The organism is Shewanella electrica (assembly GCF_022321485.1).
Taxonomy (GTDB): Bacteria; Pseudomonadota; Gammaproteobacteria; order Enterobacterales; family Shewanellaceae; genus Shewanella; species Shewanella electrica.
Window position 1 is genome coordinate 1 of sequence record NZ_JAKOGG010000021.1, and the last position, 26,685, is coordinate 26,685.

Consider the following 26,685-nt stretch of genomic DNA (forward strand, 5'->3'; position numbering starts at 1 on the left):
CAGCCAGTATGAAGCGTCCAGCCCTTTGGAGAAATATCATGCTAATAGTTCAAATTACGTTCGTGATCTTGCCCTGGAATAAACATAACAATCCACAAATTTAGTTATGGAAGACGAGATAACACAGGTTTGGCAGGAGTACGCTGAGAATTCCCAGCACATGCGGACTTGTGGCCGTCGCCAGCATGGATGCTGGCGTCGAGCGTATAGGGACATATTCACAGCGTGCCACAAGGATGCGTGTGCATAAGCCCGCTGCAGGCGATTTAGCACATCAGCGCTGACAGGTTGATAGTTGCCACATGCAATCACCGCAACGGCAAGCAACACCATCAACATTCGCAAACAACGTTTGCGCTAAAAACGCGAAACCGTTTCGCGCTATCAAACGACCTATGGAGTGTTAACAATCTGCATCCGATGTGAACGTTGTCTAAAGCAGTTGCTGACAACGGCTTTCATCTCCTCTGGCATATGTGAGTCATTGATAACTGACAGCACCTTGTCAGCCTCTTTCGGCAAATCTCGCTGAATAATAGCCAAAGCGAATTTCTCACTTAAACCGATGCCTTTGGCAAACAGCAAAAAGTCGATGCCGAGGTATTCGCCATAGGCAGTTTCAAACCCTGGCGCCAGTTGTTGCTCACCCTCTTCGATGGTTAACAGTGGCAAAGCAAGATAACCAGAAGCGAAGTAAGCGGGATATGGCGCAACACTGACAAAATCATAAACAGGAGCCAGTCTATTGGGCGCCACAATGCCAAAATTACGCAGGTGTAAGTCGTTATTACCCAGTAGATATGCGTAGGCTACCCGACGAAAAAAATCGCGCACATCGACCAAGGTTTTTAAAACGTTGTGGTGTTTTAAAAAACGGCCAATGGTCTCATAGCTAACCATCTGCTTGCCCACATCAATTCGGCCATATTTTTCCGCTATATCCATCGCCCCATCTAACTGCTCTTGATGGATTTTGCGGCCATCTGCGGCACGATCAAATCGCTTGATGACAAACGCATACTCAGTAGTTTTGCCCGCCTCAGGCGCAAACTGCAACATACCAAACGGCGGCACCTCAAACTTAAGCTGTTTCATCACCGACATAATGCAGTGCTCGTTTTCAGCTAGATAAGGAAACTCTGGTGGTGAGGGCTTAAGTATGAAGTCGCCTTGGCTGTCGATAATGTCAAAGTGTCGCTTGGCGCTATCGAGTGTTAACTGTAATTTGGGTTGCGCACCAGAAATGCTCATGCCTTTCTGCTTCGCTGGTTTTTGTTGTACAAATTCGGCAGCGGTGAACGGCAGTTCAAAGCTGATATTACCGGACCCAGCCAACGCTTTCATACCCGCTTTGGAGAATCCCGTTGCTTGCTCTGATGGGGTCTGCAATGGTTGCAGCGTAATGCGACAGTTAGACATGTCAGTACCCTTTTATCTCGATTGCACCCAACAGGTTGTCGCCGTTTTCCATCAATATGCCCAGCAAGTCTTGTTCATCAATTTTTTGTTGGTTGCTATACACCCGTCGCAGCCATCCTTCTGGCGCTAACGATGAAAAATAGGGATGCAGTACACCTTGTGATACATAGGGTTCAGCTCTTACTGGCAAGCTGAGGGAAATGCGAGGGCCGGTGTAGTCAGCAAGATATTGAAATGCATACTGATCGTCCTGCTGGGTCAGATCTCCCGCATGAACACCATGCAGCAACACCTTCACTTTGCGATACATAGTTTGCCTCCAAGCGCCTCGATCACCGTCAACACGGTGGCGATAGATGTGCCCTTGGGATCATCAAGGATACGGCTAATCGTGCCTCTTGAAGCATCTGACTGTAGCGCAAGATCTGACACCTCTATCCGCTCTTTAATGCGGAACTCGGCCAACAATTTGCCAAGTTCCAAGGTACTGGAAATCTCGTAGAGCGATTGGTACTTACGTTGATCAATGCCGCGGTTTAGTTCTCGCTTCATTTCATCCAACTGCTTCACGGACTCAAGCAACTGGCGCTGCAATTTTTCAATATTCTCTAATGCATCGTTATTCATGCGGCCCCCAACACTCTACTTACATACCACTGCTTGCTGAATTGCTCGGACGTTTACATGGTGCCGAACCAGCGCCAACTCGCCATCGCTAAGATAATCACTCGTGCATATCAAGGTAATCATATGCACAAAAAAATGAACAGATACACATTAAATATCATTAAACGTTCAATATTATATTCACACGAATCTAAATGACCAATATTTAAAACAAATCAGAAAATATTTATAGATATGTTCAATATTATGAATAACTCAAGCTAAAAAACCATGAAAGCGTCAAAATTATGCGCATACATGCTGAAAATTATCTATGCAGTACAAAATGATAAACATGACCAAAATGAGGACACCACCAATTGATCCAGTTAACACACTGAAATTGCAGACAACACCAATTCCCCTTGGCGCAGCGAAGCAGCGTTGGCCAGGCATCAAGCAATCGAGGTATGGCGCGCTGGCCGTTAAACATGGATGTTGTTGCGGGACGAGCATCGCCCTTTGGCTCTGGTGTGGAACGAGTATCACCGCTCACGCACATCCATGTGCTTCGCGGTATTAATACTTCTTGTATGTCTTCCACGACTTTCGCACACGTAGTTTGCTATCACGCAGTGATAAATCTTGCCAAGCGAAGCTTGGAATGGCGCAGCCATCAATCTTTAGCAACCGCAGGTTGCAATGGTTGCAAGCCATAAAATCAAAGCCAGCTGCAAGCGATTTAGTGAGAAGAGGTCGCAAACCACTCATGAGTCAGCAGACAAAATGCGGCAACTGCCAGCAACATTCGCCACACCAAGAGTTGCTGGCGATCCCAGCAACTCTGATACGTTCAGTGGTTAAAACTGATATTTCAGTGACAAAGTAGCGTTACGAGGTTCGGCGTAGGCAAGCTGGGTGTAAAAACCTATTTGGCTGTAATAGGTTTTATCAAACAGGTTGTCGATATTCAGTTGCACCGATAACCTATCGTTAAGCTGATAGCGTGCCATCAAGTTCACCAGTGCGTATGCTCCCTGCCCTACACGTTGCTCATTGTTGCTGCCTTCATTAAACACATCGGAATAGCTTTTGCCCTCCCAGTTGATGCCGCCGCCTACGGTCAAGTCCTGCCAGTTGTAGGTGGTGAACAAGCGGAATAACTTGTTAGGAAACACGGTATTTACCGCAACCGAGCGGCCATCTTTCTCCTCTGTGGCATCAAATTGGGTGTAGTTGGTACTGATTTTCCAGTTGTCAGTAATATCGCCCACTAACTCAATTTCAAACCCTTCACTCGTCACCCCAGCAGCGGCCCGATACGCCACCATTTGCTCATCGGTCGGTTCAAAGCTGGTATCTTCCACGGCAAAGTTTTGCTGCTTAATACGAAATACGGTGGCGGTGAGATGTAAGGCGTCATCCAAGAATTGGCTTTTAATCCCTGCTTCGTAGTTTATGCCCTTGAGCGGATCGAGGTAGTGACCATTAACATCGAGGTTGCTCTGCGGTTGGAAGATTTCGGTATAACTGGCGTAGAGGGTGTAATGCTCGTTCAAATCATATAACACGCCCACATAAGGCACGACGACGCCATTATCACCATAGGTATTGTTGTCATCAAAATAGTCGGTACGCTGCCAATCAGCAATGCGGCTACCAGCGACCAATTTGAGTTCATCCGTAAGGGATAAGCGGGTAGCAAAAAAATAACCGGTTTGCTTGGTGCGGTCTTTGCGGTAGTTGTTGCGGCTGCCCCAAGTGGGTTCGGCGTAATTGCCATCCCATTCAAAGAAATTACCTACGGGATCGGCATTTTCGTAAGGATATTGGAAATAAGCAAAATCCTGTTGGCTATGCGTTGCCCCAACCACCAGCTCATGCTCACGACCGAACAGCGAGTATTTCCCCGTTAGGCGCAGGCCGATGTCATCTTGTTCCCGCAGATTATCGTAGCGTCCCGGCATGGCATCCATTCCCATCCCGCTGGTGCGATCAGGTAAGCCGCTCAGATATAACAGTTTCATATCGGAGCCGCTTTCGGTGCGGTTGTAATTCAGCCGAATCTCCCAATCGTCATTAAATTGGTGCTGTAAATTGGCAAAATAGGTTTTATGGGTGGTTGCCCAGTAGGTCCATTTGGCCCCTACGGTTTTGGAACGGTCCCAATGGGCACGGCTACCATCTTGGTAGAAAATCGGCAGACCGCCCCACTGAGATGCGGTCGGATCGTTATCCTGATAACTCGCCCCTAGCCGCAATAACGTTTGATCGCTCAGATCCGCATCCACCACGCCATAAAATACTGACTTGCGATTACCCGCATAATCGACGTAGGAGTTGCCATCTTCATATACCACCACGGCGCGGCCACGAATGGAGCCACTATCATTCAGCGCGTTACCGACATCGACGCTCGCATGATAGGTATCCCAGCGGCTCATGCTGACCGTGGCATCGCCACGAAACACCGCGCTGTCGGCATGTTTACGCACCAAGTTGATAGAGGCTGACGGCTGACCAGCACCGGTTAACAAGCCAGTGGCACCACGCACAATTTCAACACGTTCATACAATGCGGTGTCAGTTTGCGTTTCACCGGCACTGGTGCTGCCATCCCAATGCACCGGAATACCATCAATTTGATAGTTATTGATATCAAACCCCCGCGAGGAGAAGGCGTTGCGGGAGCTATCGTACGCGCGGGACGACACCCCGGCGGCACTGTTGACCACATCCGTTAATGAGCTTAAGCCTAAATCGATAATCTGCTGATCGGTGATGATACTCACCGACTGTGGCGTCTCTTTCAGTGTCAACCCTAATCCGGTAGCGGTATCCACCTTGTCGTTGACGATGTATTTGCCTTCCACCAACACCACTTCAATATTTTTGGTCGATACACTCTTGGCATCACCAACATTGGCTTCCGCCGCAATAACCGCAGTGGCAGGTAGCAGCAGCGGAATGAGTAACGCCAATGGCCGTTTACTTATCGATAAACCGCCCGTGGCAAATTGATTAACCAACGGCATCGGGTTGTCGCAAAACACCTTGTTCATATTCCATCCTTTTATCTTTATTCAAGGTAATCACAGCGCGCGGTGGCTGAAAGGCAGAACACAAACCGAGACCACCAAGCCAACAAAAGGATGATCTACACAAAAAACACACAAACATAAATGATAATGGTTATCATTTGTGAGTATCATCTTAAAAATAGGACAACAAACACCAACAGCCACATTCGCCGTTCACGCACACCACGGCATTAGTGCAGCCATACGTGGCGAATCCGAAACAGCGTGATGTCGCGCAAAACCCCAAAGAGATGTAGCGCAAAAAGTTAACAAGCAACAGCAACAACCAAAGCACGCAACCCTTTCAGGTCCTCAAATGCCCCACCGTCTTTGATTGTCTCCAGCCGTAAAAACAAATTTCTCGCTCCATAAATCAATAAACCTACATTTTATGTCGCTAATATTAGGGTGAGCACTGCTGTATGCTGCAAAGCAGAGATTGCGACGAAATGAGGACTACGGTTAGCGTCATCGCCTGCAGTCACTCACCACCTGATGAAGTAAGCCTATATAGACCCACCGATTTTACTGGGAAGGAACAATAACAATGGAACTGCATTTGCTGACCGAAAACCAAGTTTACCTTCGCTCGAAAATACGTTGGGCAATCATGTTGCCCTTGCTTAGCAGCCTACTAACGGGTTGTGGTGGCGGTGATGATAACGCCGAGGTTGCGCCGCAGCCCGCACCACCGGTGACAACACCGGAACCAGAACCGGGAGAGACGCCAGATCCTGAACCGGGCGATACACCGGTGACTCCAGTCCCCGAAGATGAAAATCTGCCGCCATTGGAGGCTCCAGCACTGACCAGCGCCGTGCCCTTGCCTCGCGCAGATGCGCCCTCATTACCACCACCGCCCGCGAGCTTACGCTTGCCCGCCGACTTCCAAGTGGGTCAGCAACGCCAAGCAGCTAAATCGACCCGCAGTGCGGTGATTGCCGCAACCGAGGCAGCGTTGATCACACCAGTGGCAGCGACCTCCTCGGGCGATGAAAATGACACCAATACCGCCGCCAAAGCCATTGATGGCGACCTGCAAAGCCGATGGGAAAGTGCGTGGAATAACACCGAGATTGACCCTGACGCAGCGTGGTTACAGTTCGATTTTGGCAGTAAAACCGCGATTGGCTACATGAAGCTGCTGTGGGAACGCGCCCATGCAACGGAGTACGCCATCTACATCTCTGATGATGCCGAGAGCTGGTATCAACTGCGTTATGTGGTCGATGCTCAAGGCGACACTGAGCAGTTCTACAATTTGGGCATTTATGCCCGTTATCTGCGCTTGCAGGGCATAAGCCGCGCCACGCAATATGGTTATTCGCTATTTGAGGCGGAGTTCCGCGCACCTGCGGCTGATAATTCGCTGCTGCCGCTGGCAACCTCTGCAATAGCATTTCCGATGTCTGGCGCGGGGCTAACGCCACTGCCGCAATTTGCTGAACCAATCGAATCTACACAGTTTTCACTGCCTGATGGCCGTTTAGTGACCCGTTTTGGCATGGTGGGCCGCTCTCGCCATGCGCGGGAACGTGGTGAGGACTGGAACGAAATGGGCTATGGCGTGAATGATACCGTTGATGCAGCGGGTAATCCGCGCGATAAAGGGCCCGGGGCACATCTCAATTTTGTGGCTAACTATTTTCAGTTGCGCACGTGGGGCGTAGAGATCATCGACGACAGCAATGTCGCGGGTGTGCTCCACCCTAAGTTAGTGGTTAACCAATACTTTCAGCAACCGCAAAAAGGCGGCGGGCACGTGTTTGTCCGTGGCTTTGATAATCCCTATGTGACCGGATATGGCTGGATGAGTCCCGGTGATTTGTTGGATGATTCCACCTATCTCACCGATGGCGCGCCCTGTCCGGTCGTTGCCAAGCCCGCCAATGGCGCCCTGCTACGCCCCGACAGCGGCTACAACGATGTCATTGGCGCTAACGACGGTTGTAGCGTGTTGTTCGATACCTTTCCCGGCCACCGCGACAATTCGCCCGATGCCAACGGTGTCATGGCACCCAATGGCACAACTATTGACGCTCGCCCATTGGTCAAAGGCGATGTGTTGGAGTTCTCCAGTTCGTTTTTTACCACGCGTGAGATTATGGATGCGGCGGGTGACCGTCACGGCTATCGCTATTACACCAATGAAATGACCTACGTGATGGGCCAAGGATTGCGTCCTTGGTATGGCGTGCAGCCACGCCTGAAAAACCAGCCGCTACCAGTGGAAACCCTGCAAGGTGGCACGGGCTCAATCTCCTATGATTACGCCGATAACGCCGCATTTATGTTCCAGCAACCGCACACCACCATTGCGATGGAAAACATGCAGCGTTTTGTTGAGGGACGCCGCTGGATCCACACCAATTTATGGACTGGTGAACATAATGAAGCGGATAACGATCGCAACGACGCTGGCATGCAGCTGCAAGGGCCACGCTTTAACCAATCGTCCTGTTTTGGTTGCCACATCAATAACGGCCGCAGTGCCGCGCCAACCGTAATCAATCAACGGCTCGATACCATGGCAGTGCGCACCGCAGAGTCAACCGCCGCAGGCACCTACTGGCCAGATAGCCATTATGGTGTTGCGGTGCAGATGAACGCCCGTTTGACCACTTCTGGCGCAGCCGAAAACTGGGGCAATGCGGTGTGGCTAGCGGGATTTGAGTATTCCTCCGCCGTACTGGGCGACGGTACTGTGGTAGAACTGCGTAAACCCAAAGTGGCGTTTGAAGGCCCAACCCCGGCGGTATATTCGGTACGTTCGGCTCAGCCGATGATCGGCATGGGGCTGTTGGAAGCTATCCCCGATGCAGAGATTTTATCCCGCGTGCGCAGCACGCCTGATGAAGATGGCGTGCAAGGTGTCGCCAACTATGGCTATGATCCAGAAACTGGCGCGGTACATCTCGGCCGTTATGGTTGGAAAGCCAGTAAAGTGAGCTTGCGCCATCAGGTCACCAATGCTGCATTGCTGGATATGTCGGTCACCTCAGCGGCTTATCCTAATCGGCAATGTCTGGCAGGCTCGGCACATTGCAACGCCGCAGCCGGTACTGAAGTGGGTCTTGCTGCGGAAGCCGTAGAGCGTATGACGCAGTATTTGCAGCTGTTGGGCGTTCCAGCACAACGTAGCCTTGTTAGTGGTTTCCCCAAGGGCGTGACACCGCTGGCCTATCTGGATGTCAATCCTGAATCGATTGCCAAGGGGCAGCAACTGTTTAGTGATATCCGTTGTAATAGCTGCCACGTGGTAGAACTACAAACCGGTGCCACGTCCGAATTCGCCGAGGTGCGTAATCAAACCATCAAACCCTATACCGATCTGCTGCTACACGATATGGGTGACGAGCTAGCTGATGACTTTGAAGAAGGTTTGGCACGCGGCAACATGTGGCGTACCTCGCCGTTGTGGGGTATCGGCTACACCGAATATGTCGCCGCGGGTACACCTGTGGGCTACTTGCACGACAGCCGCGCACGCAATCTCACCGAAGCGATCCTATGGCATGGCGGCGAGGGAGAAGCCAGTAAACAACGGTTCGCCGCGCTCACCGCACAGGAACGACAAGACTTGCTGACATTCCTTAAATCGCTGTAATGGCTTCTTACGCTGGTCAGCCTTGCGTTGACCAGCGTTTTTTAATCGCTGTGACGCAGAAGAAAAATAAGCACAGCCACCAATTTAATCCCAAGTGGTTGAAGCATCCTTTATAGCTAGGATGAGTGAGGTTAGTCAAAACCTCGTTTTGATCTTTTTGGTTTGTTTGGCTGTACCAAACCCAAGCTACCCTTGGCAAGATTATCGCTGCGTGATTGCAACCTGCGGTTGCCAAAGTCGTGAGCTTTCGCGCTCACACCACGAGATAAGGGGGCTGTTCAGCCTTGAACAACATCCATGTTTAACGGCCAGCTCGCCATACAAAGCTACGCTTTGGAAAGTCGTGGAACTGCTCGTTCCACACCAGAGGACAAGGGGCCTGGACGGCCTCGAACAACATCCATGTTTAACGGCCAGCTCGCCATCCATAGCTCGCGCTCATGAGCACACTCATCATCGATGAGTATTCGCCCTTCTAAATCCCCATGCCGCCCCACGGCGCAAAACGCTACGGCGCTTCTGGTTTGTCATCTGCGCAAATCGCTCTGATTCGCGGTCCCTCGCTCGGCGCTGCTTCGAGGTATCGACGTACAGGATGTACTAATGCCGTGGAGCACATGGATGTGCGGGAACGGCGAATGCCTCGATTGCTTGATGCCTGCCCAACGCCCCTTCGCTGCGCCAAGGGGAATTGGTGTTGTCTGCAATTTCAGCGTGTTATCTGAGGTTAAATTGGTGGATGTCACCATTTTGTAGTATGGAAAACTGAGTAACAGAGATTAAGCTGCGATGGATAACTTACAGATAAAGTAAAACAAAAAGATCATCAGAATCCCTTTTATTTTAGTAGTTAGTGTTGAGCTAAATATTGATGAACCAGTTCATATCCAGCTATACCCATCACATTAAAACTCTTATACTCTTCTTTATTGAGAACTCTTATGTGTTCATCGCATCGATATAGATTCCCTGCACTCTGATAAATCTTTAGTGCTTCTTTTTTTTGTGTTATCGGGATATTCCCAATGATTATCCAATCGCCATTTTTTATATTTTCTGACGATGAAAATATAATATCAAATTCCCCTCTTGAGTTTTTAAATGTTAAGAATTCACTGTCATTTGGCATGCTGCTATCAGATTGAATGCCAATGACGCCAAAAGAAAACGCTTTCTTAAATCGGCCTTTAAAAGCACATACTATCTGACAGATAGCGAATTTTTCATTATTCATTGGAATAACGAATATATCCCCTTCATTATATTTTTTACTCATACCCCCCCCCTTTATTATAGATAGCGCATCATTTAATATTTCATTTCCCCATGATGAACTATCATCGGCAATTTTATAGTTTGCTGCATTAGGATTCGATGGCTATAAGATCGAATCTTATTTAGTAGGTTAGTCAATGAGTTCATAGATTTTGCACCACCATGCATACCTATAAACAAACAAATGGTAACAAACAAATGGCAAAAAAATGGGACATCCACCAATTTAATCAGCTAACACTCTGAATCTACAGGCGACACCGATTTCCCTTCGGCGCTGCGTAGGAGCGTTGGGCAGACATCGAGCAATCAAGTCATTCGCCGTTTAATAGGTAAGAACAACATATAAGTCTGCGGGTGTACTCCGTAAATTCCAAGCACAGATGAACCAGTGACCGTCCGAGGCATAGCCGTTCTCGCACGTCCATGTGCTCCACGGCATTAATACATCCTGTATGTCGACGCCGAGGATCGAGCGCCCATGGATGGGTTCACAGCGTGTCACTGGATCATCTGTGCATAAGGCCGTTCTCGGACGTCCTGTCCTCCACGGCATTAGTGCCTCCATGCACGTCCCCGCTGCAGGCGATTTAGTGCGAATAGTTCCCAGATAACGTTACTTGCAACATGCAAAAGCCGATGCTGCACGCTGGAAGCATTCTGGTGTGGAACGAGTAGTTCCACGACTTTCGCAACCACAGGTTGCAATCACGCAGTGATAAATCTTGGCAAGCGCAGCTTGCGTCAACAAAAGCGCGACACCATTTCGCGCCTCAAACGGCCTAATCATCTGGTCCAGCCAAAGTAAACACCAAATTCTTGCGCATATCTTTAAGCACCACACCTTTTTTCAACATGGCGGCGCTAAGGCGCTTTTGCCACTTGAGCAATTCTGGCTCAGCCGCCGCCAAGGATTGTTCGTTATCAAACTGGAATCGCAGCAGCAGTGAACCGGGGAATAACTGGTATTCCAGATTGAACCAGCATTGCAGCATACCGGGAAGTTCAGCACGGGCTTGTGCTTCTAGCGCATCAGCAACGCTCATCACTATGGCTTGTTGTTTGAGTTGGACTTTGGATAGTTTCTTCATGCTGGAGACCTAATTTGAGCGCAAACATTCTGCGTGATGCTAAAGGCGGCACATTTTACAGAGATATCCGCTGATGTCGTGCAAAATACGCTGCACCAAATAGCAAAGGCCATTCGCATTCGCGTAATGGCCTTTTTTAATAAAGTAAGTGGCAACTTACTTGTTCAACTGTGCTTTAGCGGCTTCTACTTTGGAGAAATCTAAGCCCAGCTCTTCTACGGCTTCTTTAATCAGCGCAGGGTTTTGCATCACCTGGCCCATCAACAGTTGCAGCTTTTCAGGTGGCAGACCCAGTTGGCCGATAGTGGCTACTGCTGCCAGCGGGTTTTGCGTAAGCGTTTGAAACAGTTCGTTGATCTGCTCGTTGCTAATATTGTTTTCTTTTAACAGCGCAATAATTGGATTCACAATATCACCTTTGCTGTGGCATTGATTGAAATGGCGGCCAGTTTAGCATTGCACTCACGACAAATGTAGCCGTTAATGAGGGGCGGGAAGCCATAAGCGGGAAGCCATAAGCTGTAAGCGGTAAGCGCCCGCAACTCGCAACTCGCAACTCGCAACTCGCAACTCAAAGCATCACACAAACACAAACGCGGCAGGTAATACGATACCAGCAATCACTAACACCGAGCGCTTGCGCCACGGGCTGTATTTACCTTTCACCATAAACAGCGCCGATAACGCCAAGAACAGTAACATGGCGGCGTACAGATCAGAGAAGATCACCCATGCGCTATGTCCTTCATTTAAATGCAACTTATTAAAGGCTTGCAACACATGGCGCGGTTTAATCAACTCGGCGTGCAACACGCTGTGTTCGGTGTCCAGCGTCAGGTTACTGCCGTTTTGCAAAAACAGTTTGAACTCGTTGGCCGAACTCCAATAGCTGGTTTTTTTGGGCAGTTGCGTGTCAGCCGCTTGCAGCATCTGTTGCTCTAGTTCGCTATCACTGAGCTGTTGCCAAGGTTGCGGCGTCAGTTGCTGCTGTGTCTGGCTGACCGAGTAATTAGGGTTCCAGTCGCGAATATGGTTTACCGCAATGCCTGACACGGCAAACACTATGGTCAGGCCTACGCAGAAATAACCAATATCGCGATGCAACGTGCGGTTGAGCTTGAACCAATTAATGCCTAACCATTTGCTAGAACGACTACTCAAGAATCTTCACTCCGCTTGGCGCTAATTGGTAGAAATTGACAGGTTCGGTAACACTGGCAACATCAAATGCTTTGCCCTGTTTTTTGGCTTCATCGGCCAGATAATCGCGGCTTTGTTCTAGGCTCAGCGGGATCGCGGTGAGCTTGCCGGTAACAATCGCTTCGCTGCCACGGGCACTCATGGGGAACACCATGTCGCCATCGCGCACTTTGATGAACAACTCTTGAAAACGTTGGTCGGATTTTACTGTCATCCAACAGCCGCGTTTTTCACACACGTTAGTGACCACGCCTTTGATAGTGACTTGCTTACCAACATAAGCATCTGGTGTTGCCAAAATGGTGGATACTGCGGTCACGCTGCTGTCGTTTACTGCGGTGCCAAAAGTTAATGCTTCGGCGTTTACTGTGCTCGCTACACCCACGGTCAACGCCAGTGCTAATAAGGTTTTTGCTAACATGGGACACTCCTCGTGTTGCAGATATCAAGTAAATTATGGGTATAACTACATAAGCTAAACAACATCGCGTTAGTTTGCTGCCACCTGTTCTGATTTTGGGTGGCCCATCACGACAATACTGTGCTCTAACGGCAAAATCTGCTGCGCTAGCTGTTGCATGTGTTGCAAGGTAATACGTTCCGGCAATTGGCTGACACTCGCCAGATAACGCCCATCACCGTAACGGCGCTCGCTCAAAATTAGCCGCGTCAGCCAAGTGCTGTCTTGCGTCAAGCGCTGCTTTTCAGCGTAGGCGATATTGCGCTGAAGTGGGGTGACCATTTGCTGTTGCAGCAGCTGTGGCATCTCGGCCAGCACCTGTTTGGCGACGGCCAGCAGTTCATGGCGACGTTCAGGGGCGCAGTAAAAACCAAGTTCCAGTTCGAGGCGATCTTGGTAGGAATCCAGCTTCATGCTGAAATCTAGCCCGTATATGCCTGCCAACTGCTGCCGCAGACGCTGTTTGAGCGCGTGGCCGGTCAGCTCTGATAACGCTGCCACATCAAAGGCGCGTTCGGGGGTCCAATCAAAGTTGCTGAATCCCCGCAGCAACACCTGCGCTTTGGCGTCTTCATATAAAGGTTGTTCAAACTCTTCAGTAACTGAGCGCTGATATTGTGGTGCGGCGCTCAATTGGCTATGACGCGGAATACCTGCCAGCTTTTGCTGCCATAAGGCCGCGGCATTGTTAGGCAGTTTGCCAACAATATAGTAGGTCACTGGCTCGGCGAGCACAGCCCGCGCCGTCTGCTGCAATTGCTCAACGGTAAGCTGCTGCACGTGCGCTAGCTGTTGCGCTTTATCTTCTGCACCAAATTGTTTGGCGGTGATAATGCTGGTTAATTTGGGCGCTCGCTGCTGTTGCTCGATATCCCGAGTTAATGAACGTGCCAGTTCCTGTTTGACTTCCGCTAAGCCTGAGGCATCTATCATGCCGTGTTGCTGTTGCAGTCGGTAGCTGTCTAACAAGGCAGGGAGTTGTTCCGGCTTCACGGTGGCGGCCACACTTAACCGTTGCGATTGCAGTACCCATTGCCATTGCGGTAGTTGCTGCCATTGCGCATCCGTCCAACCCGTTGGTGGCGTTTGTGCCCACAGCTGCACCGCAGTTTGGCTCACCAATGGCGACTGCTGGGCATTATCAAAGCCAACATCGGTGATCACGTTGATATACAGTTTGCCATCTTGGGTGGGGCGATCCAGCCAGACAATGCGGTCACCGTTATCCAATAACCATTGGCTAATTGGCCCAACATCGCCTTGGGCGGGTTGCTGCTGAAATGTGTTGATCTGTCCCTGAGTGCTGATAGTAATCGCGGGTAAACTCACCACCGCAGGCGCGGGTTTGCTGGCTTTCTCTTTGACGTTAGCGGCGTTATAAGGGATGGCGCGAGCAAGCTGGTTCTCATCGGCATGCTGCCATTGGCTGGCAATCGAGCGTACCTCTGCCGCAGTGGGCAGTGCGCGCTGTTGTTTGCCTGGCACTTGATAATAGAGAAATTGATCATCACCACTCAGCAACTCATTGAGGCGACGCTGTAAGCTTGCGGCATCAATGGTATCTAGCAGGGCTAAACGGCGCTCGGCTCTTGCTGCTGGGGTTTCTAATACTTTATCCGCCACCAGTGCGTTGGTGATGGCATCTTCCCATTGGCGATAATCCCGTTTGGCGCCGGTATTGTGTAACTGGCGTTCGAGGATCTGTCGCGCTTCTTGTTTGAGCACATTCAGTTCGGTTGCGTCGATCCCATGGCGGCGCAGGCGTTCCGCCTGTTGCATCATGAGTGACAATGCCGCGGCGTGATCTGGCGAACGTAACACAAATGCCGCCACGAAACGTTCATTGGTTGGCTGTTTGAGCTGCAACACTAGCGGTTGATCATCAAGCAACACCCGATCACGCATCAACTGCGACCGCAGTAATTTGCGCAGGAAATAACGGGCAAGATCATCTTGCTCACGCGCTTTAGTGCCCATTGCTGGCAAAGCGCTACGCCAACCAAATACGGTGGCCGAGGTCGTGCCGGTCGGTTCTTGTACTTGGCCGATGTGGAGTTGTGGTTTAAGGGGAAAATCTAAGTAACTGCGCTGCGGCGCTGTTTGTTTTGCTGCTTGACCAAAGGTATCCGTCAGGGCGGCGATTGTCGCTTGCGGATCCACATTGCCACTAATGATAAGTTGCATGTTGCTGGCGCGATAGAACTGCTGGTAGAAGGCTTTCAGCTCTTCAATCGAGGCCGCTTGAATGCTGCTCGCACTGCCAATGGTAGGCCGCCCAACATAACGACTGGAATGGCGCAGTTGCTCTTTTTTCTGACGATGCAGCCGATCTGCCACGCTGTCGCCACGGCGCCACTCTTCCAAAATCACTTGTTGCTCTTGCTGCCAATCTTTATCAGTTAACTGCGCACCAAAGGCGATATCCGCCATCAAAGCCAACGATTGCGGAAGATCAAGCGCATCATTTAGCCGCGTGCGCAGCATGAATTGGGTGATGTCTTCACGAGTTACCGCGTTGATTTCTTTGCCGGTGCTCCAACCTAAGCTGGCAAAATACTGATGCAAGCCTTCTGGATGCGCAGCGGTTTGACGAAACACCATGTGCTCTAACATGTGCGCCACGCCAGAGCTGCCGCTTTCATCAACCGAGCCAGCGTTGACCAGTAGGCGAATGTTAAATGGATCTTGCGCGCGGTTGCTGTTGTAGATGTAGTAACGCAGGCCATTGGCTAACTCGCCTTGCACCACTTGTGGGTCCCACTGCTGCGCGAGTAACGGCTCGGCACTCGCCAAGGTGGTTGCGGTTAACGGCGGCGTTTTGTCAGCCATTGGAGCACTGTTCTCACAACCACTCAGCACATAGGTAGCCGCAATAACTACCACAGTACATACGCTCCACTTTTTGTAACTGCTTATAACACCAGCAAAACCATTCAACATCACACGCTCAACGTAAATACTTCATAATTTGCGCGAATAATATTGATAAAAATTCTCATTTACAATAAATTCCGCCCCCTAACTGGTTAAGCCAGCAGCGGTTGACCATTTTTGTGAGCTAGATCGCTCAGGTAATTTGTTGATGTACAAAGGAGTTTTATGAGCCAGCACAAACAGCATGCATGGTATTTACACGCATTTGCCATGATTGCCGCCCAATCTTTGGTTTCGACAGCCGCGATGGCGCAAGATACGCCTGTTGATCTCGGTAAAGTGGATGTGGTGCAACAAGCCGCCAATACTTCAGTGACAAAACAAAACAAAGCGACTGAGCAATACCAAAGTTACGATCCGGTTGATAGCGGCATGAGCGTGATAAGCCAAGGCGCCATAAACCAAAGCAGCGAAGGCGGCATTGATACCACAGAGTTGCTCAAAACCCTGCCGTTTGTGCAGATGGACAACGACCGTAATGATGTTAGCCAAGAGAATATGCAGTCGATTCGTCCTACAGGTTTTTCGATCGCTGGCGGCAACTATTACGACAACAATATTCAAATTGATGGTGTATCAGCGACCTCAATGATGGATACCACTCGAGGTGATAGCCGTGATTTTCGCGAAGCTTACGGCCAAACCTCACAAACCTTATATGTGAACCCGAATTTGCTCGGCAATGTGGTAGTGCTAGATTCCAACATTTCAGCGCGTTACGGCAACTTCACTGGCGGTGTAGTCAACTTTGAACTACGTCAACCACGCAGAGAGTTTGGTTTTGATGTATCGGCAAGTATGCAAAACGACAGCATGCAGCATTACAAGCTTGATGAAAAATTTAAAGAAGATGCTGAGGATAATCCACCACCAGAATTCACTCGTTACAACACTGACTTTTCAGTGGATTTGCCCATCACAGATGACCTATTTTTATTGCTGAGCTACAGCCGCGCCGAATCCAAAGTGACTTATCAGATGGCTGAAGCCTACGCGGGCACTGAATTCACCAACAGCGATATCTCGGAAAACTTCCTACTCAAAGGTCTGTATGAGTACAGCGAGGCGATCACTGCAGAGGCACAACTGATCTACAGCCCATACTCCAATGAACATCAACAACCGAATTCTATTAATAGCTTAAGTTTGAACGATAGTGATGGGTTATCAGGTTTCATTGCTGTCAACGGTATTGGCGAGCTGCTCAACTGGCATGTTAAAGCGTCATTTAATAAATCTCAACTTGACCGAGATTGGGATGGTGATCGCTTCCAATGGCCATCGGCCTCTGAATATGCCAACTGGTGTACCAGTACCAACTGCGTTGAAGGTGGCTTAGGCGATCTCCAACAATCGCAAACCGATTACAACTTTGAATTGAGCGCCGATATGCCTCTGTGGCAAGGTACTTTTTCGTTTGGTTCAGAGCTGTCATACACCAAGGCTTCACGTTCTCGCGACACGACATATTATTACTACACGGCACGAAATATGGCACGTCTAGGAGTATCAGAGTTGGTTTGTCCAGAAAACGACCTTGCTTGTAAAGACAATGACACTTTGTTGATAAGACGATTAGACTACAGCGGATTCGATGCAGATGTGAGCTTAAACCGTCAGGGTCTTTGGGCTGAATATCAAAAAAATATCGGGAATGTTGATGTCCGTGGTGGTCTACGTTTATCACACGAAAGCTATTTAGATAACTATAATCTAGCGCCACGCCTCAATGTCGCGTGGCAGTTTTTACCTGAAACCTATTTGACGTTAGGCGCTAACCGTTATTACGGCAATAACACATTGGCAAACGCTATTCGGGCAAAATACCCTGATTCGTTTACCTATACACGGGGCGTTAATGACAACGGTGACGTTACAGATTGGCAATTACGGACCCACACCAAGAACCCACTCAGTACATTAGAACCAGATTTAAATACCCCTTATTCCGACGAATATACAGCTGCAATCACGCTGCCCACATGGCTCGATGGCTCGTTCCGCGTAAAAGGCATTTTGCGCCAGCATCGCGACCAATTTGTGACTGAATTCAGCGATAGCTATCGCGTTGATACAGAAACCGGTACCAGTCCCGTTAGAGATAGTCGCTTCACCAATAAAGGCGAGACAGACTACCGTGGTTTAGCGTTGGAATGGACGGGTCACTATCGCAACCATCAATTTAATGCCAACGTTACTTGGTCAAAAACCACCACTAACGGCAACACGGAAAACTACTATTCAGCACTGGATACTGACAAAGATGACAGCACCTTTGTGTACTATGCGGGTGAAGTGATTTCTATGTCGCAACTGTACAACATCGAAGGCCTACAAAACTATGCGGCCCCCATTCGTGCCAGCGTGGGTTGGGCAAGCAACTGGTTTGATGATGCACTGCTGACCAACCTCAAGTTGGATTATCGTGGGGAGTACAAGTCAATCACCGATAGCGGTGACGATATCGACTTCAACGGCACCGAGTACGATATTTATGCCGAAGAGAACTTGAAAGCCTCAACTACCGTCAACTTCAACGTCAAGTACCGTGTGTTTGAGCATAACAATCAAAATATGATGCTCACCGTTAAAATCAAAAACTTGCTTGATAGCAATCCTCACTCAGGCACCAGTAGCAGCAACCCTTACCAAAAAGGCCGTTCGTTCTGGATTGGGGTGGATTACCACTACTAAGCCGTCATAGTTTTTGTTAATGCGCAGTCCAACAGGCTGCGCTTTTTTTTGGGCTAGCACGTCAACACATTAGCCACCCACGGCTAACAGCTTGGCGCTGATCATGACCGCGCGATGGTACAACAACGCCGACCGCAGGCGATGTCACTCGGCGGCTAGCTCACATTCCTTACAAACAAATACAAATGATATTGAATCTCAGTTGCATTACTTTACAATAGCGCCCATTCGAGTAGCTCATCCATCACACAGGATTATTCATGTTGAATGATATTTGGAGCATCAGCACCGCCATTCCCCTCGCCCTTTGCTCCGTTATCACACTGGCGTTAGTTGCCGAACGTTGCTGGTGCCTCGTCAAATTGAAACGGCTGTCAGACAAACAGCAACAACATGCCATTGGCGCGCTCAAGCAAGGCGATATCGGCAGTGCTACCGATTATATTCGCGCCGAAAAACCGTTTTATCATCTCGCCTTAGAGGCGCTGTTAGCAGCCAAACAGCAACCACGCGCCGAACGTGATGAACAAGTCAGTTTTGAACTCAAAACCCTGCAACGACAGATGAAACGCCGCTTGTCAGCGCTAGTCACCGTGGCAACGCTGGCACCGATGCTAGGCTTGCTCGGCACCATTATCGGTTTGATGCGCTCGTTTCATGATATTGGCGAGCACCAAGGCCCGGTTGAACCGGCGATTGTTGCCGACGGTTTATGGCAGGCGTTATCTACCACCGCTGCCGGGCTGGTCATTGCGGTTATCTGCGTACTGACCCACGCGCTACTCGCCTCGAAAGTGCGCCATGCACTGAGTGAAAGCAGCGAGCTGCTGAATCGTATTTCGCACGCGCTGGGTCAGTAAATTATGATTGAGTTTGAAGACGACCAAAGCTTGCAAGTGCCCGCGCCGGATCCGATGACACCGATGATCGACGTCATCTTTGCATTGATCGCCTTTATGATGCTGATGATCAACGCGCCATTGCTAAAACTGGATATGTCGCTGCCGAAAACACCGCCAAAAAGCGAGCGCAGCTACGCCGACAGCGAGTTTGTCACCTTGGCGATTTTGGCCGACAAAGACAGCTACCAATTGGCAGAGCAAACCGTAGATATAGAAGCACTTGAACACGAACTGCAACAGCGCCAACAGCAAGGTGAGTTCAAGCTGATGTTAAAAACTGATGCCAATACGCCAGTGCAGCGCATGGTGGACACGCTGGCGTTGTTGAATCGACTCAAGATCAGTAATGCGCAGATTGCGCTGAACAATGAGGCGCAGTAATGCCGCGATTTCAGCAGTTTATTGTCGGCTCCGTGCTAGTGCATAGCGCGATGCTTGGCGCTTACCATTTATGGCCCGCAGCAGAGATGCCCACCATCAGTGTGAGCAAACAGCACAGCGTCAGCCTAGGGTTGATGACTGCCATGGCTGGCAGCACCGCGCAACAAGCGATAGTGCAGCAAGCGGTACAGCCTACAGCGCCAGCCGAGCAGGAGCCGCAGCCAAAGACGCCTGACATGGTACAGCAACCGCCAAAACCAACACCGCAGCCGCCAGCAAAACCGGTGCAACAGCTCGCCAAAGTGAAAGAGAACAAGCCGAAGCCCAAAGAACCACCACCAGAAAAAACGCCAGCAAAACCGCAAACAGCCATCGCCCAAGCCGCCACCAAAGCGGGTGATAATGGCGCACAAGGCTCCAAGCAGACCGTCAATAAACAGCAGGAAAGTGGCATTGCTAATCAAGCGGGTGGTGCCGATCTAAATCAAGCCTACGATCTGCAAGTGCGCCAACATCTGTTGTCGTTTAAAACCACGCCAAAACGCATGGCATTACGCCGCGCCAAGGGCCAAGTGAGTTTGTCATTTACCATTGATCGCAACGGCGAAGTATTACAGCAAATGGCGACCGTAGAGCTGGGGCAAAGTGGTTTCCGTCATGAAGCGCTCGCCATGTTGCGCCGCGCGGTGCCCTTCCCTAAACCGCCACAAGAGCTGGACTGGCAACAGCGTGACTACCAGCTAGAAATTAACTACCAACTACAATAATCGCGCGCTTGTCATCCGTTCCAACAGGCAGATAAACAGCTACACACCAAAGCGAGTTGCTGCAAAGCTGTTGAGCAAACGGTGTACCAGATACACCACTAATAAAGTGGCAACAATCGCGCCGAGAATACTGCTGATACGATACATGGCGCTGAACACCATATCGCTATTGGGCGAAAGATATTGGCCGAACAAAATACCGAGCGTGGTCATCGAACCAAAGCCGATACCGGAGCCGGAGCGCTCCTTAACGTGCACTTGGGCGCACAACATCACGCAGATCCAAAACAGCGGCAGCAGCAACAGTAAGATCTCTGCCCAATCGTACAGCAAAATCTGCACGGCTAGCCCCATGCACACGCCCACAATGGTGCCGTAAGCGCGTTTTCGCGCATAACCCAACGCGCCATTCCAATGCATCGGAAACAGCAGTAACAGTGATGTGGCCTGTGCCGATAGCGAATCTTGCAGATCAAATAGCTGGAAAACCACAAACGACATGGTTGCCATGGTCGCGCCAAGTAGCGCCTCATGACGCATCCGGTGCGGTTGCTTATCTTGCGCCGGTGGTGGCTGACGCGGCTCGACATCAGGAATGAGCCACTTCATCAAATAGGCGATTCCCACTGAGGTGAATGACGCCATAATGTTGAGTGTGATCAGGTCGTTGACATCGGTGCTCGGATAGCTGGCAAAGTGCAGCATGATGCTGAGGCTGATCACGCCATTAGCGCCATACAAAAACAGCGACCCTTTTGACATGCTGGCAAAGCGGTGCAAGAACAGCACAAACACCAGCAGTGACATCGCAATTGGGTGCGCCCCCAAAATGCCGCCAAGCAGCCCCACTTCGATACCGCATAACACGTTACTGGCAATTAACTGCCGTGCGGCGTGACCATTCATCACCGGCACTAAACCGAGCAGCAGCATCGGCGTGACCACAAAAAACACGCCGTTATCCCAGCCCATCACCTTACATAGCGCAAAGCCCAAGGTGGAGCCGGTAGCAATGCGCAGACATTGGCGTAAGTCGTTAGCGGTTAACGACATATGAGGTAAAAACATAACGGCCTTTAGTAGATGTAGTGCAGCAAAGCGATAAATTTGATTTGGGCTTTGGCAAACCAGCTCATCAAGCCTGTGTCAGGGATCAATTGCACCGTGGCGCGGGCACCGGCCGCCAAGGAGCGCTGTGCCGGATGTTCTAGCGCAAAGTGCAACCGCAGACGCTGCGCATCACGCACCCAGCGGTTAGATTGTTCTGGCGATGCCAACGAACCATCGGCCGCGAACTGCCCAGCGCTTACACCCGCATCAATACTGGTGACGGTCGCGTTGTACAAGGTGCCAGGGTCGCCGTCGAAAGTGACATAGGCGTGATACCCTTTGCTCACGTTGCGAATGGTTTTTTCACGGAAATCAGCAATCACATCTAACTTGTCAGACACCAGCGCCATCACCGGCGCGTTGCTGGCAAGCACGCTACCTTGCTGTAGTTGCAAGTTACTGACCACACCCGCTTCAGCGGCGCTCACTTGAGTGTAAGACAGATTCAGTTTGGCTTGGGCCAACTGGTTTTTAGCAAGGCGCAAGCGCAAGTTGTCGTCGCTGACATTACCGCGAGACACCTGTAAACGGCGCAAAGTTGCACGGGCGGCATCCAAGGTCGCTTGCGCGGTTTTTACCTCGGTGCTGCTTTGCTCTTCACTCTGGCGCGATACGCTGTTATCTGCCACTAAGGCGTGTAACCGTTTGGCTTCGCGTTGTGCTTGTTCCAGCGCCGCTTCATCAGAGATCACCGTCGCTTTGGCAGCGGCGATTTGCGCGTCTAATTCGGCGTTATCTTGCAGTGCTTGTTCGTAATTCAGCTGCGCTTGTTGCAGCGCCAACTGGTACGGCGCGGGATCAATTTCAAACAACAGTTGGCCTTGCGCCACATGTTGGTTGTTGCTCACCGCCACATGCACCACTTTGCCCGACACCTGCGGCGCCACTTTGGTCACCAAACGCGTCGCCATGGCCTGCGGTGTCAAAGGGGCTGACATATCAGCAAAAATAAAATAGCCAAACAGCAACACAAACCCACAGATGGCGAATTTAATGATGCGGGCGAATTGTTGATCTGGTGTCATGTAACATTACTCTTCTAACACTTTGAATTGGTGCAACTTGTGCTGGGCGTTGCTAGTGATTTGGTCCAACACGGTTTCAAAAGTCTCTAATTGTTCGGCGGTGATATTCCGCAGTAACTCGGCACGAATAGCCACAATGCGCGACTCTAATTGAGTGATTAACTGCCGACCCGCCTCGGTGAGATACACAATCCGCACCCGTTTGTCTTGCTCACAGTTAACACGCGTCACCAAGCCTTGCTCTTCAAGCTGGCCCAGCGTGCGCATCAAGGAAGGCAGCTCAATTTCTAACGACTCCGCCAGATGCTTCTGGCTGATAGCGTCGCCCAAGCGGCGTAATTTCCACAATGCGGTCCAGCGCGGATGTGTTAACCCGAGCGGGGCTAACTCGGCATCGGCCACCATACGCCATAAGCGATGGCAGCGGCCGAGATACTCAGCCAATGATTGTTCGCGCAAGTGTTCTTGTTTGTCAGCCATGACGCTCTCCACTTACTTAGCAGGCGAAGCATTATATTTAATTAGCGTGCTAAGTAAACAGTAAATGCGAAAAAACTAAAAAAGATCTGTGTCACATTTTACAGTTGCTTTATTACGAGTCGGACAAGATGGATAAGCACACGCTGATTTAGCGCAGCACCTATGATGAGGCGAGTGGTCACCCGCTGCACGGCGACCACTGCGTCAGTCATTTAATCGAGGAAGTAAAAGCTTAGGGGCAAGCGTGGTGCTGTTGCTCCCACGCGAAATAAGCCTGTAGTGCTTGCAGGCGATGTTGAAGCTCAGGGATTTGCGCAGCCACATACTCGGGGAAATGATGTGGCGTTGACGGCTGCTGCAACTGTTGCAAGGTGTGCTGCGCCACGCGGTACATCACCTCAAGGTCATCGGTAAATGCATCCACCGAGTAAAACGCTTTTTCATCTGGCGAATACAAACGCCCGTCTTTGAGATGCCAGTGGCAATACTGCTGCATAAAGGGGATAAACTGCCGCCAACGTTGATGGCAGCGGCTCGGGCTCGCTTCGAGTAAGCTATCCGCCAGTTGTGGCTCGGCATTGAAACGACGCAATAACGCGGCGCGTTCTGGCAGATCACGGATATCGCACACTTGCGCCAGAATCTCTACATAATCGGCCTCAAGCAACTGCACATAGGGCGGCTCATCCAGCGAACAACTGATTTCGACATGACCTGCGGCGATATCATATTCGTCCTGCTCATCTTCAGTGACTTCACAGGCATAGTAGGAACCGGTGTAATCCACGCCACAGCCTTGTCGCCGCAGGGTATGGGTGACAAAGCGCTCCAGATGGGCGTAGTTTTGCATCATAAACAGCGATAATGCCTGTTGATATGCTGGCAGCGCGGGTTCGATGGTGTAACTATCGGGAAATTCCTGTTTCTTCACTATTTTCATAAGCTAAGCCAACAATCCATGATGAGGCAAAACTTTACCATAAACCGCAAGCAGCGGGGCAAACGGGTACAAAAAAGCCCGCAACGCGGCGGGCTCTGTGGTCAAACGCAGATTACTCGGCTTTAACTTGTGGTCGCACACCTAAGGTGTGGCAAATGGCGTACGTCAGCTCGGCACGATTCAGGGTATAGAAGTGGAAATCTTTCACCCCTTCGCGGCTCAGCACTTTCACCATATCAATTGCTACGTTAGCGCCCACCAGTGAACGGGTGCCTGGGTCGTCATCCAAACCATCAAATTGACGATGCAACCAGCGCGGCAGCGATACGTTAGTCATGCCAGCAAAACGTTTCAGCTGTTTAAAGTTAGTGACAGGCAAAATACCTGGGACGATTTCGACATCAATGCCCGCGGTAACACAGCGGTCACGGAAACGCAGGTAAGATTCGATATCAAAGAAGAATTGAGTAATGGCGCGGTTAGCACCGGCATCAATTTTACGCTTGAGGTGGATCAAATCCGCTTGAGCGTTGGCCGCATCTGGATGCACTTCAGGGTAAGCCGCCACCGAGATATCAAAGTCAGCCACACTTTTTAGCAAACGCACTAAATCATTGGCAAAACGGGTAGGTTTAGGGCTGCCTTCTGGCAGATCACCACGCAACGCCACAATGTTACGAATGCCGCTATTCCAGTAATGTTTCGCCAGCTCTAACAGCTCTTCGTCGCTCGCATCCACCAAGGTTAAATGCGGTGCGGCCACCAAGTTAGTTTCTTGTTGGATACGTTCAATCACGCTATGAGTACGGTCACGCACGCCAGAGTTAGCACCATAAGTCACCGAGACAAACTTAGGGTTCAACGGCTGCAAACGCTGAATTGAACTCCACAGAATTTGTTCCATCTCCGGTGTTGATGGCGGGAAAAATTCAAACGAAACGTTAATGTCACCGTTTAGATCGGCAAGACTTTGGTTAAGTGAGTTGGCATGCTGCGCGTGATGAAAAGCCATGTCGAATAATTCCTCAAGTTTATCTATCTGGACGTTTGGACGTCTATATGGCCGTATACTAGAGAAAATGAGATTGAAGTCAAGTTAAATGATCATTTCATCAACAAACGGTCGCCAACATCTACGAGCTTCAGCCACAGCATACAAGCGTCGATATTTGCGCCAGCCAAGCCCTCAATAAGTTTAGCTGTTATCGGCTGCAGCCGTACCGCAAACAAGTGGCATACGGTACTATCGCAAATATGTCCATCTGCCACCGTTAAATATCAATCATACAAAACACAACTTCACTAAAAATATAACTACCTATTTTTAATTGATTTTAATAGAATATTTCTGGTTACATAAATATGGTTACTTAAAAGATTATGCTATCAGAACAAGAGTTAGAACTGGCCTATTTGCTTGGCAAACCCTGCCGTAAACACTGCGGCAATGGCTTGTATTTACGCGTGACCAATCCCGGCAAAGCCACATGGGAAGTGCGCTATAGTTTGCAAGGCAAACGCCATTTTATGACCTTGGATGGCGACGGTTATCCCGCCGTAAGCTTGGCCGATGCTCAGCTGAAAACGGCAGTGGTGAAGTTACAAATGGCCAAAGGTGGCGACCCATTAGCCGAGCGACAACAGCAAAAACCGAGCAAAATTGTGTCGGTGAATGACCTATTTCTTACTTGGTATGACGATGAGCAACTGCAACGCACCACCCAAAATAAGCCCTACCGTATTTTTGTACATGAGATAAAACCCCTGCTCGGCCGCGTCCCTTTAGCGGAAGTCACCCAACAAGATATTGCACTGTTGATCGGCAACATTCAGCGCAGCGGTAGACCCAGTGTTGCCAACGAAGCGCTGCGTTATCTCAAACAACTGTTCCGTTTTGCCTGTGCCCAAAAGCTGTTGCCACTCAATCCAGCCGCCGGATTAACCCCCGCAGATTTTGACATTGCCAGCCAGCGACGCGAGCGAGTACTCAGCCTCGACGAACTGCAACAACTGTTTGGTGCACTTGAGCACCCCGCCAACGGTATCGACCGCAGCTATCAGTTAGCGTTTCGGCTGTTATTAACCTTGGGCTTACGCAAGAAACAACTGCTCGACACACGCTGGCAGCAGCTCGATCTGCAACAGGGATGGTGGCAACTCAATGATGGGGAAAAACCACTCAGCGTGCCGTTAGCACCGGTGGTGATAGATTGGCTGACCGAACTAAAACAGTTAAACGGTGCGACGGGTTATCTGTTTCCATCGCGCCACCGCAGCAAAGTCGCCAAGCCACTGTCGGCCGATACCCTGAGCCGTCTGCTGAAACAGACAGCACAGCCGCTTAACTTTAGTGAGCCATTTGTACTGGATGATTTTCGCCGCACCACCAAGCAACTGTTAGTAGATCAGTTAGGTGTATCAATGGAATTAGCGCAGCGCTGTTTAGGGCAGAAAACCGCCAGCGGCGGTGTGGTAGTCGCCGCTGAGCAAGATGTAGCGCAGCGGCGACAGGCATTAAACGACTATGCGGCGTTATTGGTCAATACGTTAGGCTGGTGACATACGCCATAACAACATAGCGCCAGCAAGCAGCAGTAAAGTGCCACAAATCACTACCGCAGTTAACAATGGTGACTGGCGCATTGATTGCCATAACGCTTTAACAGGTGGCGAGGGTAACGCACATAACAAACTTTCCAGTAATGCACTCATAT

22 protein-coding genes are annotated in these 26,685 nt (G+C 50.2%); 6 read left to right on the forward strand and 16 right to left on the reverse strand.

What is annotated here, in order from left to right; genetic code table 11:
- Window positions 1–393: 393 nt before the first annotated feature.
- From L9G74_RS18405 to L9G74_RS18420, 4 genes are all read right to left on the reverse strand, one after another.
- The gene (locus L9G74_RS18405; RefSeq protein ID WP_238898235.1) at window positions 394–1,419 is read right to left on the reverse strand and encodes a HipA domain-containing protein; all 1,026 of its coding nucleotides are present in this window, start codon (window positions 1,417–1,419) and stop codon (window positions 394–396) included.
- 1 nt (window position 1,420) lies between these two features.
- Window positions 1,421–1,729: a HipA N-terminal domain-containing protein gene (locus L9G74_RS18410; protein ID WP_238898236.1), complete on the reverse strand. Its 309-nt coding sequence runs from the start codon at window positions 1,727–1,729 to the stop codon at window positions 1,421–1,423.
- Entirely contained in the window at window positions 1,714–2,046 is a 333-nt protein-coding gene (locus L9G74_RS18415) for a helix-turn-helix domain-containing protein (protein ID WP_238898237.1), read from the reverse strand. Before L9G74_RS18415 ends, L9G74_RS18410 begins: the two co-directional genes overlap by 16 nt.
- An 839-nt stretch (window positions 2,047–2,885) precedes the next feature.
- Window positions 2,886–5,087 carry a TonB-dependent siderophore receptor gene (locus L9G74_RS18420; protein WP_238898238.1) on the reverse strand — a complete coding sequence of 734 codons (2,202 nt, stop codon included), beginning with the start codon at window positions 5,085–5,087 and terminating at the stop codon, window positions 2,886–2,888.
- Window positions 5,088–5,652: 565 nt separating this feature from the next.
- Here L9G74_RS18420 and L9G74_RS18425 point away from each other — a divergent pair.
- On the forward strand, window positions 5,653–8,712 hold the full coding sequence (locus tag L9G74_RS18425; RefSeq protein ID WP_238898239.1) for a di-heme oxidoredictase family protein: 3,060 nt from the start codon (window positions 5,653–5,655) through the stop codon (window positions 8,710–8,712).
- Between the two features lie 850 nt (window positions 8,713–9,562).
- Here the strand turns inward: L9G74_RS18425 and L9G74_RS18430 are convergent.
- The 6 genes from L9G74_RS18430 to L9G74_RS18455 form a co-directional block, all read right to left on the reverse strand.
- Window positions 9,563–9,988, reverse strand: a complete 426-nt coding sequence (locus tag L9G74_RS18430) for an Imm26 family immunity protein (RefSeq protein ID WP_238898240.1) — start codon at window positions 9,986–9,988, stop codon at window positions 9,563–9,565.
- A gap of 781 nt (window positions 9,989–10,769) precedes the next feature.
- The gene (locus L9G74_RS18435) at window positions 10,770–11,078 is read right to left on the reverse strand and encodes a hypothetical protein (protein ID WP_238898241.1); all 309 of its coding nucleotides are present in this window, start codon (window positions 11,076–11,078) and stop codon (window positions 10,770–10,772) included.
- A gap of 156 nt (window positions 11,079–11,234) precedes the next feature.
- On the reverse strand, window positions 11,235–11,486 hold the full coding sequence (locus L9G74_RS18440; RefSeq protein ID WP_238898242.1) for a DUF2999 family protein: 252 nt from the start codon (window positions 11,484–11,486) through the stop codon (window positions 11,235–11,237).
- A gap of 171 nt (window positions 11,487–11,657) precedes the next feature.
- Window positions 11,658–12,239 carry a PepSY-associated TM helix domain-containing protein gene (locus L9G74_RS18445; RefSeq protein WP_238898243.1) on the reverse strand — a complete coding sequence of 194 codons (582 nt, stop codon included), beginning with the start codon at window positions 12,237–12,239 and terminating at the stop codon, window positions 11,658–11,660.
- Window positions 12,232–12,699 carry a DUF4920 domain-containing protein gene (locus L9G74_RS18450; protein ID WP_238898244.1) on the reverse strand — a complete coding sequence of 156 codons (468 nt, stop codon included), beginning with the start codon at window positions 12,697–12,699 and terminating at the stop codon, window positions 12,232–12,234. Before L9G74_RS18450 ends, L9G74_RS18445 begins: the two co-directional genes overlap by 8 nt.
- Window positions 12,700–12,768: 69 nt before the next feature.
- Window positions 12,769–15,621 (reverse strand): M16 family metallopeptidase, encoded by a 2,853-nt coding sequence (locus tag L9G74_RS18455; protein WP_238898245.1) that lies wholly within the window; start codon window positions 15,619–15,621, stop codon window positions 12,769–12,771.
- Window positions 15,622–15,837: 216 nt separating this feature from the next.
- Between L9G74_RS18455 and L9G74_RS18460 the strand changes: the two genes are divergently transcribed.
- The 4 genes from L9G74_RS18460 to L9G74_RS18475 all read left to right on the forward strand — a co-directional run bounded on the left by L9G74_RS18460 (window position 15,838) and on the right by L9G74_RS18475 (window position 20,416).
- Entirely contained in the window at window positions 15,838–18,366 is a 2,529-nt protein-coding gene (locus L9G74_RS18460) for a TonB-dependent receptor plug domain-containing protein (RefSeq protein WP_238898246.1), read from the forward strand.
- A 260-nt stretch (window positions 18,367–18,626) separates the two neighbouring features.
- Entirely contained in the window at window positions 18,627–19,226 is a 600-nt protein-coding gene (locus L9G74_RS18465) for a MotA/TolQ/ExbB proton channel family protein (RefSeq protein ID WP_238898247.1), read from the forward strand.
- Window positions 19,227–19,229: 3 nt separating this feature from the next.
- Window positions 19,230–19,649, forward strand: coding sequence for an ExbD/TolR family protein (locus L9G74_RS18470; RefSeq protein WP_238898248.1), 420 nt, complete (start codon window positions 19,230–19,232; stop codon window positions 19,647–19,649).
- Window positions 19,649–20,416: a TonB family protein gene (locus L9G74_RS18475; RefSeq protein ID WP_238898249.1), complete on the forward strand. Its 768-nt coding sequence runs from the start codon at window positions 19,649–19,651 to the stop codon at window positions 20,414–20,416. Before L9G74_RS18470 ends, L9G74_RS18475 begins: the two co-directional genes overlap by 1 nt.
- Window positions 20,417–20,455: 39 nt before the next feature.
- Here the strand turns inward: L9G74_RS18475 and L9G74_RS18480 are convergent, their stop codons facing one another.
- The 5 genes from L9G74_RS18480 to metF form a co-directional block, all read right to left on the reverse strand.
- Window positions 20,456–21,484, reverse strand: coding sequence for a DUF2955 domain-containing protein (locus tag L9G74_RS18480; protein ID WP_238898250.1), 1,029 nt, complete (start codon window positions 21,482–21,484; stop codon window positions 20,456–20,458).
- An 8-nt stretch (window positions 21,485–21,492) separates the two neighbouring features.
- Window positions 21,493–22,551, reverse strand: coding sequence for an HlyD family secretion protein (locus L9G74_RS18485; protein WP_238898251.1), 1,059 nt, complete (start codon window positions 22,549–22,551; stop codon window positions 21,493–21,495).
- A gap of 6 nt (window positions 22,552–22,557) precedes the next feature.
- The gene (locus L9G74_RS18490; protein WP_238898252.1) at window positions 22,558–23,031 is read right to left on the reverse strand and encodes a MarR family transcriptional regulator; all 474 of its coding nucleotides are present in this window, start codon (window positions 23,029–23,031) and stop codon (window positions 22,558–22,560) included.
- 232 nt (window positions 23,032–23,263) lie between these two features.
- Window positions 23,264–23,971, reverse strand: a complete 708-nt coding sequence (locus L9G74_RS18495) for a hypothetical protein (RefSeq protein ID WP_238898253.1) — start codon at window positions 23,969–23,971, stop codon at window positions 23,264–23,266.
- A 112-nt stretch (window positions 23,972–24,083) separates the two neighbouring features.
- Window positions 24,084–24,983 (reverse strand): methylenetetrahydrofolate reductase, encoded by a 900-nt coding sequence (metF, locus tag L9G74_RS18500; protein WP_238898254.1) that lies wholly within the window; start codon window positions 24,981–24,983, stop codon window positions 24,084–24,086.
- 368 nt (window positions 24,984–25,351) lie between these two features.
- On the opposite strand from metF, the gene L9G74_RS18505 reads away from it, so the two are divergent.
- A complete protein-coding gene (locus tag L9G74_RS18505; RefSeq protein ID WP_238898255.1) occupies window positions 25,352–26,530 on the forward strand; it encodes a tyrosine-type recombinase/integrase in 1,179 nt (392 codons plus the stop codon).
- On the opposite strand, the gene L9G74_RS18510 is transcribed toward L9G74_RS18505, so the two are convergent.
- Window positions 26,519–26,683: a hypothetical protein gene (locus L9G74_RS18510; RefSeq protein WP_238898256.1), complete on the reverse strand. Its 165-nt coding sequence runs from the start codon at window positions 26,681–26,683 to the stop codon at window positions 26,519–26,521. The genes L9G74_RS18505 and L9G74_RS18510 overlap by 12 nt on opposite strands.
- Between the last annotated feature and the right edge of the window lie 2 nt (window positions 26,684–26,685).

Coding starts and splice junctions, on each gene's coding strand:
- L9G74_RS18470 (WP_238898248.1), top strand. CDS start 19,230: ATGATTGAGTTTGAAGACGACCAAAGCTTGCAAGTGCCCGCGCCGGAT.
- L9G74_RS18475 (WP_238898249.1), top strand. CDS start 19,649: ATGCCGCGATTTCAGCAGTTTATTGTCGGCTCCGTGCTAGTGCATAGC.
- L9G74_RS18420 (WP_238898238.1), bottom strand. CDS start 5,087: ATGAACAAGGTGTTTTGCGACAACCCGATGCCGTTGGTTAATCAATTT.
- L9G74_RS18410 (WP_238898236.1), bottom strand. CDS start 1,729: ATGTATCGCAAAGTGAAGGTGTTGCTGCATGGTGTTCATGCGGGAGAT.
- metF (WP_238898254.1), bottom strand. CDS start 24,983: ATGGCTTTTCATCACGCGCAGCATGCCAACTCACTTAACCAAAGTCTT.
- L9G74_RS18405 (WP_238898235.1), bottom strand. CDS start 1,419: ATGTCTAACTGTCGCATTACGCTGCAACCATTGCAGACCCCATCAGAG.
- L9G74_RS18465 (WP_238898247.1), top strand. CDS start 18,627: ATGTTGAATGATATTTGGAGCATCAGCACCGCCATTCCCCTCGCCCTT.
- L9G74_RS18495 (WP_238898253.1), bottom strand. CDS start 23,971: ATGAAAATAGTGAAGAAACAGGAATTTCCCGATAGTTACACCATCGAA.
- L9G74_RS18415 (WP_238898237.1), bottom strand. CDS start 2,046: ATGAATAACGATGCATTAGAGAATATTGAAAAATTGCAGCGCCAGTTG.
- L9G74_RS18485 (WP_238898251.1), bottom strand. CDS start 22,551: ATGACACCAGATCAACAATTCGCCCGCATCATTAAATTCGCCATCTGT.
- L9G74_RS18490 (WP_238898252.1), bottom strand. CDS start 23,031: ATGGCTGACAAACAAGAACACTTGCGCGAACAATCATTGGCTGAGTAT.
- L9G74_RS18425 (WP_238898239.1), top strand. CDS start 5,653: ATGGAACTGCATTTGCTGACCGAAAACCAAGTTTACCTTCGCTCGAAA.
- L9G74_RS18450 (WP_238898244.1), bottom strand. CDS start 12,699: ATGTTAGCAAAAACCTTATTAGCACTGGCGTTGACCGTGGGTGTAGCG.
- L9G74_RS18480 (WP_238898250.1), bottom strand. CDS start 21,484: ATGTTTTTACCTCATATGTCGTTAACCGCTAACGACTTACGCCAATGT.
- L9G74_RS18460 (WP_238898246.1), top strand. CDS start 15,838: ATGAGCCAGCACAAACAGCATGCATGGTATTTACACGCATTTGCCATG.
- L9G74_RS18430 (WP_238898240.1), bottom strand. CDS start 9,988: ATGAGTAAAAAATATAATGAAGGGGATATATTCGTTATTCCAATGAAT.
- L9G74_RS18510 (WP_238898256.1), bottom strand. CDS start 26,683: ATGAGTGCATTACTGGAAAGTTTGTTATGTGCGTTACCCTCGCCACCT.
- L9G74_RS18435 (WP_238898241.1), bottom strand. CDS start 11,078: ATGAAGAAACTATCCAAAGTCCAACTCAAACAACAAGCCATAGTGATG.
- L9G74_RS18505 (WP_238898255.1), top strand. CDS start 25,352: ATGCTATCAGAACAAGAGTTAGAACTGGCCTATTTGCTTGGCAAACCC.